The organism is Streptomyces sp. NPDC005141 (assembly GCF_053599975.1).
Window position 1 is genome coordinate 120,001 of record NZ_JBSFYW010000005.1, and the last position, 14,797, is coordinate 134,797.

General features: G+C 65.0%; 13 protein-coding genes and 1 pseudogene. 9 read left to right on the forward strand and 5 right to left on the reverse strand.

Features of this window, described 5'->3' with window-relative positions; translation table 11 throughout:
* Window positions 1-67: 67 nt before the first annotated feature.
* The gene (locus ACWD68_RS05965) at window positions 68-622 is read left to right on the forward strand and encodes an Eco29kI family restriction endonuclease (RefSeq protein ID WP_451805255.1); all 555 of its coding nucleotides are present in this window, start codon (window positions 68-70) and stop codon (window positions 620-622) included.
* Between the two features lie 19 nt (window positions 623-641).
* Here the strand turns inward: ACWD68_RS05965 and ACWD68_RS05970 are convergent, their stop codons facing one another.
* Window positions 642-1,865, reverse strand: a complete 1,224-nt coding sequence (locus tag ACWD68_RS05970; RefSeq protein WP_451805256.1) for a serine hydrolase domain-containing protein — start codon at window positions 1,863-1,865, stop codon at window positions 642-644.
* A 73-nt stretch (window positions 1,866-1,938) separates the two neighbouring features.
* A complete protein-coding gene (locus tag ACWD68_RS05975; protein ID WP_445071778.1) occupies window positions 1,939-3,282 on the reverse strand; it encodes a transcriptional regulator in 1,344 nt (447 codons plus the stop codon).
* Window positions 3,283-3,536: 254 nt separating this feature from the next.
* Here ACWD68_RS05975 and ACWD68_RS05980 point away from each other — a divergent pair, with 254 nt between their 5' ends.
* From ACWD68_RS05980 to ACWD68_RS06000, 5 genes are all read left to right on the forward strand, one after another.
* The gene (locus tag ACWD68_RS05980; protein ID WP_451805257.1) at window positions 3,537-3,758 is read left to right on the forward strand and encodes an ATP-binding protein; all 222 of its coding nucleotides are present in this window, start codon (window positions 3,537-3,539) and stop codon (window positions 3,756-3,758) included.
* 431 nt (window positions 3,759-4,189) lie between these two features.
* Window positions 4,190-4,342, forward strand: a complete 153-nt coding sequence (locus tag ACWD68_RS05985) for a hypothetical protein (protein ID WP_451805258.1) — start codon at window positions 4,190-4,192, stop codon at window positions 4,340-4,342.
* Window positions 4,343-4,483: 141 nt separating this feature from the next.
* A complete protein-coding gene (locus ACWD68_RS05990) occupies window positions 4,484-4,651 on the forward strand; it encodes a hypothetical protein (RefSeq protein WP_351295229.1) in 168 nt (55 codons plus the stop codon).
* Between the two features lie 84 nt (window positions 4,652-4,735).
* Window positions 4,736-5,932 (forward strand): JmjC domain-containing protein, encoded by a 1,197-nt coding sequence (locus ACWD68_RS05995; RefSeq protein WP_451805259.1) that lies wholly within the window; start codon window positions 4,736-4,738, stop codon window positions 5,930-5,932.
* A complete protein-coding gene (locus ACWD68_RS06000; protein ID WP_451805260.1) occupies window positions 5,866-6,723 on the forward strand; it encodes an aldo/keto reductase in 858 nt (285 codons plus the stop codon). The genes ACWD68_RS05995 and ACWD68_RS06000 overlap by 67 nt, the downstream gene beginning before the upstream one ends.
* Here ACWD68_RS06000 and ACWD68_RS06005 read toward each other — a convergent pair.
* On the reverse strand, window positions 6,711-7,568 hold the full coding sequence (locus ACWD68_RS06005) for a hypothetical protein (protein ID WP_451805261.1): 858 nt from the start codon (window positions 7,566-7,568) through the stop codon (window positions 6,711-6,713). The two genes, ACWD68_RS06000 and ACWD68_RS06005, sit on opposite strands and share 13 nt — an antisense overlap.
* Window positions 7,569-8,240: 672 nt before the next feature.
* On the opposite strand from ACWD68_RS06005, the gene ACWD68_RS06010 reads away from it, so the two are divergent.
* From ACWD68_RS06010 to ACWD68_RS06020, 3 genes are all read left to right on the forward strand, one after another.
* A complete protein-coding gene (locus ACWD68_RS06010; protein ID WP_451805262.1) occupies window positions 8,241-8,627 on the forward strand; it encodes a hypothetical protein in 387 nt (128 codons plus the stop codon).
* A 1,532-nt stretch (window positions 8,628-10,159) separates the two neighbouring features.
* A complete protein-coding gene (locus tag ACWD68_RS06015; protein WP_451805263.1) occupies window positions 10,160-10,852 on the forward strand; it encodes a DUF3800 domain-containing protein in 693 nt (230 codons plus the stop codon).
* Window positions 10,853-10,987: 135 nt separating this feature from the next.
* A complete protein-coding gene (locus ACWD68_RS06020) occupies window positions 10,988-13,255 on the forward strand; it encodes a hypothetical protein (RefSeq protein ID WP_451805264.1) in 2,268 nt (755 codons plus the stop codon).
* 83 nt (window positions 13,256-13,338) lie between these two features.
* Here ACWD68_RS06020 and ACWD68_RS06025 read toward each other — a convergent pair.
* Window positions 13,339-14,030, reverse strand: a pseudogene (locus tag ACWD68_RS06025) (transposase family protein).
* 203 nt (window positions 14,031-14,233) lie between these two features.
* Window positions 14,234-14,755, reverse strand: a complete 522-nt coding sequence (locus tag ACWD68_RS06030) for a DUF1643 domain-containing protein (protein ID WP_451805265.1) — start codon at window positions 14,753-14,755, stop codon at window positions 14,234-14,236.
* Between the last annotated feature and the right edge of the window lie 42 nt (window positions 14,756-14,797).

A 14,797-nucleotide genomic window follows, 5' to 3' on the forward strand; every position in this document is an offset into this window, starting at 1 on the left:
TCGCTCGCGGGTCGAGCAGATCGCGAACACCATCTGTGAGTCCTTCGAGCGGCAACCCCTGGTCTCCATGACGCGCGAGATCCCGAGGTTCGAGGGCTCCGGGCTCTACGCCGTGTACTACCGTGGAGTGGGCGTAGACCTGTACCTCCCGCTCGCGAGCCTTCAAGTCCCCGTCTACGCAGGGCAGGCCCGTAGTAACAGCGCTACTGGGGAGAGAGTTCGGGAGCGCTATCCCCTCCATGGCAGGCTCAAGGACCACCGCCTGTCGATTATGGAGGGCGGGCTACCGATCGCCGAGTTCCGGTTCCGAGCCCTCCTGCTGCCTGACGTGCACGCCGATCTGGGAGAGAACGCACCACGCGTCGGATACACGCCGGTCTGGAACAGCAAGCTCAAGGGCTTCGGTAGCAAAGAGCAGGGGGCGACGACCCGCCAGAGCAAGAAGGGCAAGTGGGACACGGTGCATGATGGGCGTCGTCGAACTCACGGTGGCGTTGTCCATGACGTCGAGAAGCTGATTGCAGAAGCCAAGGCCCACATCGCGCGGCAAGTGAGCGACTACGACAGGCTGCCGTGGTCCCACCCTGACACTGACAGCTACCTTGACCTTGAAATCTCGTGAGCTCGGCAGTGGCCGGGTGTCACCGAGCCGGGTGAGGCCCCGAGCGAGTCCAAGCGGTCACCTCAGCCAGTTGCGCCAGTGAACGTCGCACCGACTCAATCAGCGACGTCGCACGTAGATCGTCGGAGCCCCCGATGACGTGGTTCATCGCGTAACCGAAGGCGATGCCGTGCTCCGGGTCGGCGAAGCCAAGTGAACCCCCTCTACCGGTGTGGCCGAAGGCGCTTGTGCTGGTCATGGGGTTGGTCTCCGTGGACAGCATGTATCCGGAGCTGAATCGGCTAGGGATCAGCATCACCCGGTCCTTCCCGCTGGCCTGTTCCTTAGCCGCCGCCTCCAGGGTTTCCGGCGTAAGCAGACGCACACCGTCCACCTCGCCGATCAGTGCGGCGTACATGCGCGCCAGCCCGCGAGCGGTGCTGATGCCGTTGGAGGCCGGGAGCTCCGCGGCTTGCACTTTGGGCGAGTCGAAGTCGATCGCGGCGGGGTCGGTGACCGCGTACGCCCTGTTGCTGAATGACTCCGGATCCCGCCAGGCGGCAACCTGTTCGCGGAGTTCCTCGGGAACCGACTCGGCGGGCACGGTGGTGAGGTCCACGGCTGGTCGCTGGTACACCATGCGGCTGACCCGGTCGCGTTCATCCGCTGGCAATCCGATGAAGAAGTCCAGCCCGAGGGGAGCGGCGATCTCGTCGGCGAAGAAGCGGCCCGGCGTTCGGCCGGACACTCGGCGGATCACCTCGCCGACCAGCCAGCCCCACGTTCGACCGTGGTACCCGTGCGCAGTGCCGGGCGTCCACTGGGGACGCTGCGCGGCCAGGGCGGCCGCCATCGGGTGCCAGGCCAACGCCTCGTCCAGCGGGACCGGTTGGTCCAGCGCGATCAACCCGGCCTGGTGGGACAGGAGCCAGCGCACCGGGATGTCCGCCTTGCCGTTCGCCGCGAACTCCGGCCAGTACTTCGCCACCGGCGCGTCCAGGTCCAACGCGCCGCGCTGGGCCAGCATGTGCGCCGCTGTCGCGGTCGCCCCCTTTGTGGCCGAGTAGACCAGTTGCAGAGTGTCTCGTGTCCACGGACGACCGGTTTCCGGATCGGCGATGCCACCCCACAGGTCCACCACCGGTCGGCCGTGCTGGTACAGGCATACCGCCGCGCCGATGTCCCCGTGCTGGGAGAAGTTCGCCTCGAACGCCTCACGCACCGGTTCGAATCCAGCCTCGACCTCGCCGTCGATCGTCGTCATGCCGTCCATCCTGGCATTTGGATCGACCACTCCGGCGGGGCGGGCTGGCGCTCGAAGTGCGAGACGGTGGCTGTCAGGCCGCGATGGAAAGCGCCTGAAGACGCTCGCGGAACTCGCGGACGGCGGAGACGGACTTGCGCGGATCGAGTCGAGCGTTGAACTCCTTCATGCGGTCCAGAGCTCGTACGGAGCTGACACTGCTCTCCAAGAGCCCGGCGCCGTAGTTCGCGGCATCCAGAGCTCCCTCCAGGTCGCCGCCGGCGAGCCGTGCCTCCGCGAGGCGGCTGGACCGTACGGCCTTGTCCCGAGGAGCCGCGGTCTCCATGGAGGTCTCCAGGGAACTCGTCGCGCGCTCCACCTGCCCGGAACGCAACAGGACCTTGCCCTCGGTCGACTTCAGCTGTGCCTCGCCGAACCAGTTGAGCCAGTCCGGGTTCTCCTCCGCCGAGCCGTGCTCCCAGAGGGACGTGGCTCGGTTGAGCGCCGTTCCGGCGTTCCGGTGGTCGCCGTCGCGTGACAGTGCCTCAGCCTTGTGCAGGTAGAGGAAGGAATGGGTGTACGGCGACAGAGTTCGAGGCGCGTTGTCGATGGCGGTCGAGATGAGGTCGACCCGCTCGGCGGTTCGTCCGGCCTCGGAGACCTGGACTCCCATCTCCGCGAGGATGAAGGCGCCGAAGGCGTCGTCGCCGGAAGTTCGAGCGCTGCGCAGGGCCCCGACGTAGTAGTGCTGTCCGGCGGACCGCAGGCCGGCGTCGTAGGCCATCCAGCCGGTCAGGTGCGACACCCGGGCCGCCAGAGAGTAGAGGCGGACGCGAATCCTGTCCGTGTACCGGCCGGTGCCGAGGAGACCGGTCACCAAGGCGAGGTCGCCGCGTGCCTGCTCAAGGAGCCGGGCGCCTCCGAGTTGGTCGTCGAGAGTGCGGAGCGTGCTGATGCGCTGCTCGATCGTCGAGACCATCGTGTCCGTGACCTGGTCGCCGTTGAGTGCCGAGGCGAAGGCGGAGGGCGCGTCCGCCCAGCTCGCCGCGAGACCCGTCAAGGCGGCGCCGGTGATGGTGAGAAAGCCCCGGCGGTCCATGCGGCCACTCCCCACGAGTTCGGACAACGTTTCAACGGTACCGGCCTCGGTCCACGGAGTGGCGAGCCCCGCGATCTCCCAGACCGGAAGCCACCGGGGCCACTCTTCCTCCTGGACCTGCTCGTACGGGACGCGCAGCAAGTCGGCGAGCACGCCTTGGGCGTCCGCGTCGGGCTCCTGCCCCTGCTCCCACTTCCATACGGTTGTCCGGTTGGTCGCCAGCGGGATTCCGAGTGATCTCCCGTGCGCTTGCATGAGGCGGGCGAACTCGGCCTTGCCCCATCCACGCGTGTGGCGGAGAAAGCTCAGCGGGTGGACTGCCAGCGGCTCACCAGGCACGTCATCACTCCCGTCATCCTCTCGCGGCGTAGTGGGGAGGCTACTTCGTGTGTCCGTGTATGGGGAGGGCGTCCCCATGAGGAACCCCCTAGAAACGTTCCGCCTTGCCCACTGGGGCCATTGACTGAGTGTCAGCCGTCCAACGGAGCACGCGCGGGGCGTCCGCTTCAGGAACGGTTCCTCAGATCGGCGGCTTCGTCCCCGTGTCCCCGTCGGGGACAAAGCCGCTCTCCAACTCTTCGGAGGCGTCCGCCATGCCCACGCTCGTCCATCGGTTCGTCCTTGCGGGTACGGAAAGGGAAGTGCCCCTTGCCCGGCGCCAGATCGTCGACAACGTGCGTACCTGGGGTGTGCCGGTGGACGACGAGACGGTTGACGCCATCCGCCTTGTCGCTTCCGAACTCATCACCAACGCGGTGGTCCATGGGGAGGGGCCCGTCACCGTCGCGCTGGCCACCGCCCCGGCAGTTTGGTGATCGACGTCGTTGACGGCAATCCTTTGGCTCCGCAGATGAGTTGTGCCCACGACGACGATGAGAGAGGGCGCGGTCTCGCGCTGGTCGGTCTTCTCGCTTCGCGGTCTGCCTGGGAGCCCTCCGGCTGCGGCAAGCGCGTATGGGCGGAGATCGAGCTCCCCAAGGCGGCGCCTGCCCTCCGAGCCGCCGTCCTGCGCAGGTTGTTCGCGCGCCGGCCGAAGCGCGGGGCCGTAGCCGAGCCCGAGTCGCTCACTCTGGCGGTCGCGTGATGGGACGGCACGCATTACGAGCGAACCCGCTTCCTGATCCCGATGTGGTCTTTCGGCCCACCCGCCGCGACATCGACCCCGTCACGAGGGAACCCACTGACTACGTGCTATGGGATCGCCACCAATGGCAGGCACGCGGTGAGTGCTGGCTGTGGTGCGGCCGTGACGACGTCGAGGTCGTGGATCGGGCCCGTCCGGTCGAGCGGTATGCACGCGGCCCTCTACGCCTGCCGTGCGTGTCTGTACGAACTGGACCAGCGCGTTCTGGAGATCAACATGCGCGAGGGCACAGGCGTCCTGCCGATTCACCGCTGACCTGATCCGGCGCCGGACCGCGGCTCATCGCGCGCCCAATGACCGCCGCCCCACGGCAACGCGTTTCTCCCACGGCCCTGGGGCGGCCATCGACCTCCCGTCGGAGCCCCGGCGGGAGAACCGAAGAGGAAGGAGCACGAGGTGGCAGAGAACACGACACCGCCTCCGGCCCGGAGGGGCCTCCTGGTGGCGGTGCAGGAACTGACCGCCGTCCACGACCGGTACGACAGCCTCCGGTCGGACAACCAGGGTAGTTCAGGCGACGCGCCGTGGCCGGGTGGCGACGGCAACCTGCACGACAGCGAGTAGGTACCAAGCGGTGAGGGCCGGCGCGGTCGGCCGTGCCGGCCCTCACTGTGTCCGAGCAGTGGTCGAACGCATGGAGGACGCACGATGGAACATCGGTTGATCAGCGCCATCGAGACAGCGCTCGGATGGAGCGGAGCCGAGGAGTTAGGCAAGGACTTTGTACGCGGGAGCATGGACGACCCCGCACTCGTCTCCCGCATCATGACCCCGAACCGCCTGCTCGACATCGCGATGCGCAGGAGCCTGAACCGCCCGCAGTTCCGGTGCTTCCAGAAGGGCGAGGAGGTTCATCCGGCCATCTACTACACCGACAGCGTCAGTCCCCGGGGCCAGAGCATCTCCATGGTCAACATGCGCAGCCTGGGCAGGATCCTGGGAGAAGGCGCGACGGTGATCATGGACCAGGCCAACGTCTTCGATCCGACGATGGAGGTCGCCTGCCGGGCGCTGCAGTGGTGGTCCCGTGAGCGAGTCCAGGTCAACGCGTACCTGACGACGAACGACGCCTCCGGCTTTCCTCTGCACTGGGACGACCACGATGTCGTCATCGTTCAGCTCGCGGGTGAGAAGGAGTGGGAGGTGCGCGCTACTTCCCGCGCGGTCCCGATGTACCGGGACGCCGACCCCAACAGCACCCCGAGCGACGAGATCATCTGGTCCGGTCTGATGCGGACCGGCGACGTCATGCACATCCCCCGGGGCCACTGGCACCAGGCGACACGGACCGGCAGCGGGTCCGGAAAGAGCCTTCACGTCACGTTCGGCATCACCAGGCGCACGGGGGCGAGCTGGTTCGCGTGGCTGGGCGACTGGTGCCGCGAGCACGAAATCTTCCGCCACGACCTCGACCGCTGGCAGGGAACAGGCGGCGAAGCCCTGACCGAAGCCGCCGCTCAGCTGGCCCGTGAACGTTCTTTGGCCGACTTCCTGGCCGCGTACGAGCAGGAGACGACGCTGCCTCGACACGTGGCGTTCCTCGACGTGCTCGGGCCACTCGACGCCGTGGTGTGCACCACCCACTTCCCTCCTCGGATCCAGGAACACGGAGAGACCGTCGACGTCGTGACCTCGGGGAAGAAGGTCACCCTCGCGGCGAAGGCCCTGCCCGCCCTGCGTCTGCTCCTGAGCGGCAGGCCGGTCGAGGTCGAGCGGGCCGCAGCCGTCGTCGGGGCCGAAGTGACGGAGGTCGCCGAGATCCTGGTGAAGGAGGAGCTGTGCGCGCTATTGACCCCCGAGTTGTCCTCGGGTTGCTCCGGTCTCGTCACGAACGCCGTCTCCTGACCGGGGCGCTTGACCTCGGTGTCACGGCGCTCGACACCAGCACCAGCTACCTCGGCTTCCATTCGCATCAGGTACTGGCGCGGACAGCCGGCGACCTGCTGCCGAAGTTCACGGTCTCCACGAAGGTCGGCTATTTCTCGGCGCCGGATGGGGCGGAACATTCCCTGGATCCCGCACGGCTGCGCGAGGCCGTCGAACAAGCGGCTGGGGACCTGGGACGGGAGCCGGAGCTGGTCTTCCTGCACAACCCGGAACATTCACTCCGCGAGGCCACCGCTCGAGGCCAGGAGGTGCTGGCAGAGGCGTGCGCTGCCCTCGATGACGCCATGGCCAAGGGCCAGTGCGCCGCCTGGGGCATCGCGTCCTGGGACCCGTCACCACTGGTGAGTTTGATCGACCCGACCGTGCCGAGGCCGTCAGTCCTCATGATCCGTGCCGGCCTGCTGGTCGGAGCCAGAACACTGGATGCCGCGGATGCCCTCACCAAGGTATGGGACCTGGGCGACGGCGAGGTGTGGGGTATGAGCCCCTTCGGGGGTAGCACCAGTGCCCCGGTGTGGGCCAGGATCGACCCACGCGTCTTTCTCCGGGACGGCGACCGGCTCTCCCGCATGCAAGCGGGCTTCAGAGCCGCGTATCACCTCCCGCGGGTCGACTCCGTAGCTGTGGGCACCGATGAACCCGCCCATCTGGGCGAACTCGTCGGCGCCCTGGTCGGCGAAGTCGAGGAGCGAAGCATCGAGGAGTACCGGAGTCTCCTTCGGGATCGTTCGCGCGATCAGCCTGCCTGAAGCTCCTTGATGACCTGCTCGGCCATGCGCTCTGCGGGCTTCAGCCGAGGGTCCTCCGGGTGCGCGTACGGCCCGAGGATCTTCGAGCAGGCGAACAACGTCATCAACTTGCCGTCCCGGCTCTCGAAGTCGGACCGGCGCTCGTGCCGTACACGATCGGCCAGAGCTGGGACAGCAAGGGAACTCGCCCACAGAGAGGCGGAGTCCAGCCCCAGGGGCGCGTTGCCCCAGTCTTCCCAGTCGAAGAGACTGAACGCCGGAGCGGTCATGTTGGCCCAGTTCAGATCCGCGTGCGCGGGCGCCCACCGCTCGACGGCCGTATCGAAATTGCCGGAGAAGACACTGCGGATGGACTCGGTGATGAGGGCCTGGGTGATGGTGTCGGTGTCCGGTGTGGCGACCCGCCTCGTGCGCTGGGCCGCCAGCGCGTCCAACGAGTCGTTCAACGCCGCCCACCAGTCGTCCGGTAGCTCCGGGGCTTCACTCAAGATGGCGCTTCGGACGGGAGCGCCAGGCAGGAGCTCGGTTTCGTCGGCGCGCCACATCACCGGCCCGTCCGCAGCCCGCCAGACCACACATCCGTGCCATTCGGGCTGGGCGACGCCTTCCAGACGCGCGGCGCTTTCAGTGCCGTTCCACCCCTGGTCGGGGATCTTGTCGAGCAGGCGCCGCTCGATCCGCACCCAGGTTTCACGGTCGGTTCTGGCACCCACGGATCGGCGCTTGCGCACCATCGTGTCCGGGAGCAGCCCCACTTGCAGAGACCGCTCGACGCGATCAAGAACCTCGTCAACCGGCTGCACGCGTAGGTCGACAACCTCACCAGTGGAGACCGAGAGCGCCATGGACGCGACCGTAGCAGTAGTGCGGTGGGAGGGATCCGGAGTCGAGGCACGGTGAGAGCCGCAGGCCACTTCCAGATGATGGATACGGGTGCTCCTCACAGGAGTGGAGTGGGCGGAGGCATCAATGGTCCGGAGAATCGCCGTTTGGCCGAACCGGCGATCGTCGGCTGTGTCGCGTCGCTTTACGGTCAGCGTCGTCGGCTGAAATCGTCCACGGTGCTCGGCGAGGTCAAGATGTCACCCGATCGTGCAGCAGACCCAAGATTACAAAGGCGCTTGAGGAAGAAGGCGACGTGTCGTAGGCACCTGTAGCTGATACGAGGGTTGGCTCGGTGCTTGCTGAGACAACCCTCGGAGCAGGACTGAATCCGGTACTAGCGCTGAGGAGGTGTTGCGCCTTGAAACTATCTAGGGACGGATGACGATGTGATCGACTTTGTGAGTGCGGGCCCGAAGGGCGGCCACGGCTTGAGGGAGGGCCTGTAGGTCGTCTTTTTCCGGGAAGTCCAATGGAGTAGGCCTGTTGCGGTTGGCGCCTCCCTGACTAATCCGTTCGGACCTCAACGCTAGCGGCCTCGCGCTGCCTGTTGGAGGCTGACAGCGTTCGTACTCGATGGGACGAGTAGGCCGCTGATGTGATCGGTACTTCAATTTTTGCGCAGGGGAGTCAGAATGGTGTGGTGGTCGGGGCATGAGTCCGGCAGCGATTTTTTACCGGAGGATTCTAAAGGCGGTGGGGGAGGAAATGTTGGTGAAGACCCTGTGCGGTTCGGCCTAATCGCGGCAGCTGAACGTCTCTCTCGCCATGGGATCGAGATGCCTTGGCGAGAGATTAGCCGTTCCGTCGATGAAGCCATTTTGGCTCTTCGGCGAGAGGAAGATGTGCCGCTGCGTGCCGTTGAACTATTTATCGAGCTTGTAGCCGTCAGCGCGACTTCCCGGATCGTCTATGGGGAGCGACCCCTGAAATCCAAGGAAACCGAGAGATTCCTTCATATTTTTTCTGATTTCATCAACAGCTACTGGCATCCCCCGCCGCAAGCGGACGGTCCCGAGTAGGTTCAATTGTCCAATGACACATGGGGCTGGCTGCAACGCCAAGCCGAGTATCAGATCAGGCGCCTTACGTACTATGGTGCAGGTCTAGCTGGCCTGGGCATCTTTGGCGCTGGGGATATGGCGGCTGGGATCTTCAACCAAGCCCCATGGTTGCGCCTCGCCTTTCTGATTTGCGCCCTGAGTACCGCAGCCTGCCTCGGGCTTGCCTGGGAGCCGTGTCAGCGGATTGCCGCTGAGGTTGAGCGAGACCATAGCGGCCAATTGAATGCCCAGCGAAATGTGGAGCTGCCCGACAAAGTCCACTTTTGGTATCGGTGGGCAGGCGTGCTACTTCTCGTCACGGCGTTGGTGCTCCTGGGAGCCGCAGTCTGGACAGCAATCGAGGGCCCAGCCGCCACGACGCGACCCGCAGGGCCGTCGAGGACGGCTTGCCCAGACGATCGCTCAGCCCAAGGCGTACTGCCCGGGGGTAGCCACAGCACCGCCAAGTTCGACTGCAATCGCCTGCATGGCGGTTAGCGTGAGAGCACATCTGCGCTGCGACAGGTGGCCAAGAGGGCGTTGCTGAACCAAGGTGTGTCGCAGATGTGTCGCGAACACTGAGAGACAACAAGAAAGAGCGGGAGTCAGTGAGACTGACTCCCGCTCTCTCGTCTAGGCATCCGCCCTGGTCAGCGCATGATCTGTGCTGGTTGTAGGCGAGTGCCCCCGGCAGGATTCGAACCTGCGCACACGGCTCCGGAGGGCGCTTGTGACTTAGGCGTTTGGGCTGGTCGCGAGCATTCAACGGGGGTTGAAGACGATTCCCGTCCACGCACAGTCCACAGGAACATAGGCGGCCTCACCTCACAGCCTTCGTGATCCTCCGCGTCACGGTCGGCCTGGTACCCGACCGGAGGCCGTCCAGCACGCGGAGATGGCAGCCCGAGCCACCGCATGTCTGGCACCCACGGTCATCCCGGCGGCACAGTCCCCGCAGCCGGCGGTGCCGGAGTGGCGCCATGCTGTGCTCTCCGACCCCACCCTGACCGGCATGATTCGGGCTCAACTCGCCGACCTCAAAGCTGTGTCGCCAGACGGCAGCAACGTTGAGGAGTGACCGCCGATGCCTGTAGATCATTTAGTGAGCAGTACTTGGCAAGCTTGTCTTCGATGTGATCAAGATTGACCAACTCGCCCTAGGAGTACGGGATTTGTTGGATGCGCATCTAGTCGGACCGCTACAGTTGCGCTGAACGTGGTGCAAGGCAGCATCGTGACGTATGGGACCAGGAATAGTCCTGGGGGCCTCTGATTTCCCGTAGTTGGTGGATCAGGGGCTGTCGCTGGCGCGGATGGTACCTCCCTATGGGGTTTGATTCCGGGTCGACGCGGCAACCACTTCCGAAGCCGTTGACGTACGACGTGGCGCGCGGCATTGGGACACTCCGCGCCCGCTACTCCCGAAAGTGATCTTGGTTTCGAGGAGTGCGGAAGGGCCCCCGGCAATGGTGCCGGGGAAGACCTGAGCGTGCTCACGGAGTTGATAGCCTATGGCCGCCGAGTCCAGTGCTGCCCCCCTGCGCCTCTATTTCGTTGACGATGGAGGCAACGCCCGCACGACGGTCTGCTTCGCATCCTTGGGGATTGATCTCGCGCACGTTGACACCGCGAACCGAAAATGGCGGGCCTTTCGCGCTGAGCTGGATGCAGACGCACGATTGGAGATTCCGGCAGACTCCTCTCTTCACTCGGTGAAGCTCGCGGGCGCTCGTGGACGTCACGTTCACCGCTCGCGAAGCACCGACCGCGTGACGCATCGACGGCACTGCCAGGAAGTCATTCTGCGCGGGCTACGAACGATCGCCGAGGTACCTGGCGCGCGGGTTCGTGTTGTCTACCGAGAGACCGATAACTACGGGCGCGACCGGCCTGCCCTCTATGCCGCCTTGTTGCGCCAACTCAATGCTGAGCTCGCAAAATCCGGCATCCACGGGGTGGTCATCGTCGACGGCGATGGTACTGAAGGCGCTCTGCGACGGGCCCATCGCGCCCTCCCGGACGAAAGGCGCCACATCATCGGCGACCCGGTGTTCCGGCCTGCGCGAGAGCTGGACCTGCTCCAGGGTGCAGACATGTTGGCCTACTCGGCCTACCAGTCCATCGCCAAACAGCCGTCCCGCGCGTTCATGTGGCACTGGTTTGGTTCCACCTTCCCAGGTGCCCACGGGCCCAGTGCGCTGTGAGTTGAGCGACGCAGAAGCGGGGGCTGGGCCCCGAACGTAGCCGGAGCCCAGCCGGGCCGGACCTGGAACCCGAGCGAAGCGGGCCAGGACCGCGACCCCAGTCTTCCACACCAACCACCTATGAGGAGGGATTCAATGCCTGCATACGAGGCTGGCGCACCCATCACTGTCGACTGGGGTAACCAGCAGATCGAAGTATCCACCGTCGACCACCAACTGCCTGATGCCTCCGCCGTGGATGGCCGCAACAAGCTGGTCAAGGCCGGCATGAATGCCAAGTTGGCGTCGTTGCCGGAGGACGCATGGCATGCGGTGGCCCGGGCCACGGTGACACCTGACACCGTCGCGCTCCAGCTGCGTGAGGCACACGATGCCCACGCTAGCCTGCTGTTGGAGGAGCATGTGGATGGCGCCACCCTGCGGTCGGTTCACTCCAGGGTGTGGTTGTCCGAGCTGTTCCCAGCTATTCAGCCGCGGACTGGGCAGGAACTTCTGGCTGTCGACGATCCGCAGGTGCTGGGCATGGCTGCGGATGGCAATTCGCAGGCGATCCTACGTTATCGGTACGAAAGCCTCAATCATCTCAAACGCCACGTTCGGCAGACCATCACGGCAACGCTGTACCGGAACTCCTACGAGGAATCGATCCTCTCCAGGCGGGTCACACGGGCCCTGATCGTGCATCCGATCATCTATGACTTCGACGATGGTACGGAGTCAATCTTCGGTCTCGTCGCACGCGACGGCATCACTCGCTTGGCCAGCGCGTGGAAGGTGTTGGCCGGGCCCGATACTGAGCCAGAGGAGGCGGCCAAGTTGGCTGCGAATACCCTCTTCGCGCAATATCAGATTTCTGATAGCGAGCAAGCGAAGCCGCTCACCCAGCGGATGGCATTGGGCCGGCAGAATAGGCGCAAGCAGCTTCGCGAAGAGTTCGATAAAGAGATCGTCAATGCAGGGGAGGGCAATCCACCATCCTTGCGGGCCATCCAGATTGCCCAGTCCTACCAGGTGCCAACCCATGTCACGGTCGGCGTCCAGGCGCACGAGCGCACGGCCCTGCCAGCGGAGGATGTGTTCGACGACGCCCTGAGGTCGATCCTCGCGTCCGTTCACGTTGAGTTCAAGCCGTGGGACACTGCCGCCCAGAACGTCGAGGTTGCTGCCCGCGCACTCAAGCGCGTTCTCCACGGCAGTACGGGGAGCACGGTCGAAAATGGGCTGCATGCGGTGTACGAACTAGCAGTCGGCCTCCGGCAAGCATCGGACACTCCCAATGTGTATGGGAATCAGAGTATCCCTGGCAACGGATTGTGGCGTGCCGTCCAATTGCTGCACACTCTGACCCGGCCAGCCATCTTCGAGGAGTTGAGGAGCAGGGCCAAGGAGATCAAAGGCGACCGGCGGATGACTGACAAGGGCTACGCTGGGCTGCTCGGCCCTATCGTTGATCACCCCTGGCGGTCCAGTAAGAAGTCAGCCGCACCGCAGGCGCGCAACGCATGGAGCAATGGAGGCGTCCTCTTCAAGGAAGTACTGGCGGACGGTTGGGCCCCGATGGTGACCAACGACTTCACTACCCTGATCAAGCCGGCGCTTGAAGGTAGCCGTGAGGCTCGTCTGACACTTGCCTTGGCCGGCGGCACGGCTCTGATTGCCGACAAAATGCTGACCAGGAACGTGGGTTCGTCCGTCAGTCGGACCAGGGCCCCCGGCAAGGTCCCATTCCGTGGGGACGTGCACAAGATCATCGAGGGGCTAGCTCGAAAAGGCAATGAGCTTGGCTTCTGGACGCTGGCCTTGGCAGCGCAGCGCTTTGAAGACGGTCGACTCCCCCGAAATTCGGGAACCAGGCAGCAGCTTGGGTTGCCCAACGACCAAGCCAGTGAGGGGAACGACGGGTACAAGCACCTTGTGGTCGATCTAGATGCGTCCGACCGCATTCTTCGGGAAGATGGGGAGCCGGTCCTATTGCTGGAGTGGGACGTCGCTGTCGCTTCGGATCCGGCGCGCGCCCGCCAGGTGCTCGAGCCGATAGACGCTGACGGTGACGACGGACGGGGAGAAGAGGACACGGATGCGAACGACGGATCTGACGCGTCCAAGCCGTCGACGACCGGGAGCGACGACGGACAGCACGAAGACCCGTCGGACGCGGCTGCGGATACCGAAGTGCCGGTCGAGCAGCAAATCCAGGAGGGGCGCCGGGTGCTAACCAACTGTCTGACAGATGCCAAGACGTCTGTCGACGAGTTGGAGAAGCTCGGTCAGGCCGTGACCTATCCTCCGTTGTTTGGCCCGGCCAAGGCCTGGAGTGATCTCCGGGACACCGCCCTTCATGTCCTCAGCACAATTCAGAACCACGAAGGCGACTACTCCGGCGAAAGGGCTGAGGAAGACTGAAGCGTGCGCCTTGGCCGGTGGTGACTTTGCTGCGACCGGAGACATACCCCAAACGAGCATTGTCCGCCATTCACTGAGCGTCGTCAGCGGTGCCGTTCCAGGGTGAGGATGGCTCGGGCGATTGACGTCATTCGATTGGGGCTGCAGCGCGCGTGACGGAAGATCTGCCAGGACTTCAGGCGGGCGACACCGGACTCGACCCGTGCGCGTGTGCGGGCCAGGGCGCGGTTGAGGGTCCGTTGGGTGGGTGCCAGGTCGCGTCCGGGTCGGCGTTTGACGGCCGTCGTCACCCAGGTGCCGGCGCCATGCAAGCGAGGTCGGCGAGGATCGGAACCCCCTGGCGCTCACAGATCCGGATGAACCGGTGGGTGCGGGCGGCCGTGAGGTCGTGGGCACGACCTGGCAGCGCGGGCGAGATCCACAGCAGCCTGCCTGCCGGGTGGGTGACGGCTTGCACGTTCACCCCGTGTCGGCGGTGCTTGGCCGAGTAGTCCGCGCGGCCATCCCCGACGCGCTCGCACTCGGCGAGGGTGCCGTCCAGCAGGACGAAGTCCGGATCGGTCTCCCGCAAGACTTTGAGCAGGCCCGGCGCGCGGTCCGCGAGCAGGTCGATGACCGCGGTGGCGTAGGCGTGTGCGGTGCCGACGGCGATACCGAAGCCCGCCGCGATCTGGGCGAGGGTGTCGTGCCGGCGCAGGTGCACCAGTCCGACCAGGGCACGCCGGTGTGGCGGGAGCTTGCAGGGGCGGTCACCCTCGCGGGTGACGACGAGCATGGTTACCCACTCGACCAGGGCGTGGGGAAGGACGAGTGAGGCAGGATAGGGAATTAACGAGGCTCCTGCGCCGGTGAGATGAGACTTCGAACACCTCCCTCAACGGCACGGGAGCCTCGTGCGCTGCGGAGACCGACCCCGTCACCCGATCAGTGGTCACGTTGAAATAGTTCAGTCACCAACGACGGGCGAGAAGCCTATTGCTACGGGAGTGGGCTTGATTCATGCCTGGTCAGCACTTTGGCCAGCCGCTCTTCGAACGAGCTCCCCTCGACGCGTCGCTTCTCTGGACCGACGAACTGCCGCCACCGTGAAGGATGTCTCGGTGTGCCAGCGACCATCCAGACTTTCGAAGTGCTGCGGGCGCTCACACGCGCACGCACCCATGCTGCCTGCTCCCTGAGATGTTTTCCCACAACGCCGGTGATCCTCCCGGTACCCCATGCGAACAGAATCTCGTCAGCTCCTTCGATCGCTGCTGACAGCTGCAGACGGGACCTTTCGAGGTCCGGCTCGGTCACAGCGAGGCTGGCCAGCTGCTTCTGGTCCCTGGACTGGAGATCGATCAGATTGGCCAGTCTCAGCTGGGTGCAGCCGGTCAGTGGTACTGCAGCAAGGAGATTACGGTGCGAGATCGTTTCTATTGCCGGACGAATTGGAGGGTTAAGCAAGATCGCACACAGATTTCGCTGATCACTCTTAGGAAAAGCGACTGGGGCTGTCATGTCACCTCGATCTGGGAAGCCTTCAGCTAGACGAACTATGGG

Bases quoted from the DNA above. Each gene is read 5' to 3' on its own strand.
- ACWD68_RS05965 (WP_451805255.1), top strand. From the start codon at position 68: ATGACGCGCGAGATCCCGAGGTTCGAGGGCTCCGGGCTCTACGCCGTG.
- ACWD68_RS05970 (WP_451805256.1), bottom strand. From the start codon at position 1,865: ATGACGACGATCGACGGCGAGGTCGAGGCTGGATTCGAACCGGTGCGT.
- ACWD68_RS05980 (WP_451805257.1), top strand. From the start codon at position 3,537: ATGCCCACGCTCGTCCATCGGTTCGTCCTTGCGGGTACGGAAAGGGAA.
- ACWD68_RS05995 (WP_451805259.1), top strand. From the start codon at position 4,736: ATGGAACATCGGTTGATCAGCGCCATCGAGACAGCGCTCGGATGGAGC.
- ACWD68_RS06005 (WP_451805261.1), bottom strand. From the start codon at position 7,568: ATGGCGCTCTCGGTCTCCACTGGTGAGGTTGTCGACCTACGCGTGCAG.
- ACWD68_RS06010 (WP_451805262.1), top strand. From the start codon at position 8,241: ATGGTGTGGTGGTCGGGGCATGAGTCCGGCAGCGATTTTTTACCGGAG.
- ACWD68_RS06015 (WP_451805263.1), top strand. From the start codon at position 10,160: ATGGCCGCCGAGTCCAGTGCTGCCCCCCTGCGCCTCTATTTCGTTGAC.
- ACWD68_RS06020 (WP_451805264.1), top strand. From the start codon at position 10,988: ATGCCTGCATACGAGGCTGGCGCACCCATCACTGTCGACTGGGGTAAC.
- ACWD68_RS06030 (WP_451805265.1), bottom strand. From the start codon at position 14,755: ATGACAGCCCCAGTCGCTTTTCCTAAGAGTGATCAGCGAAATCTGTGT.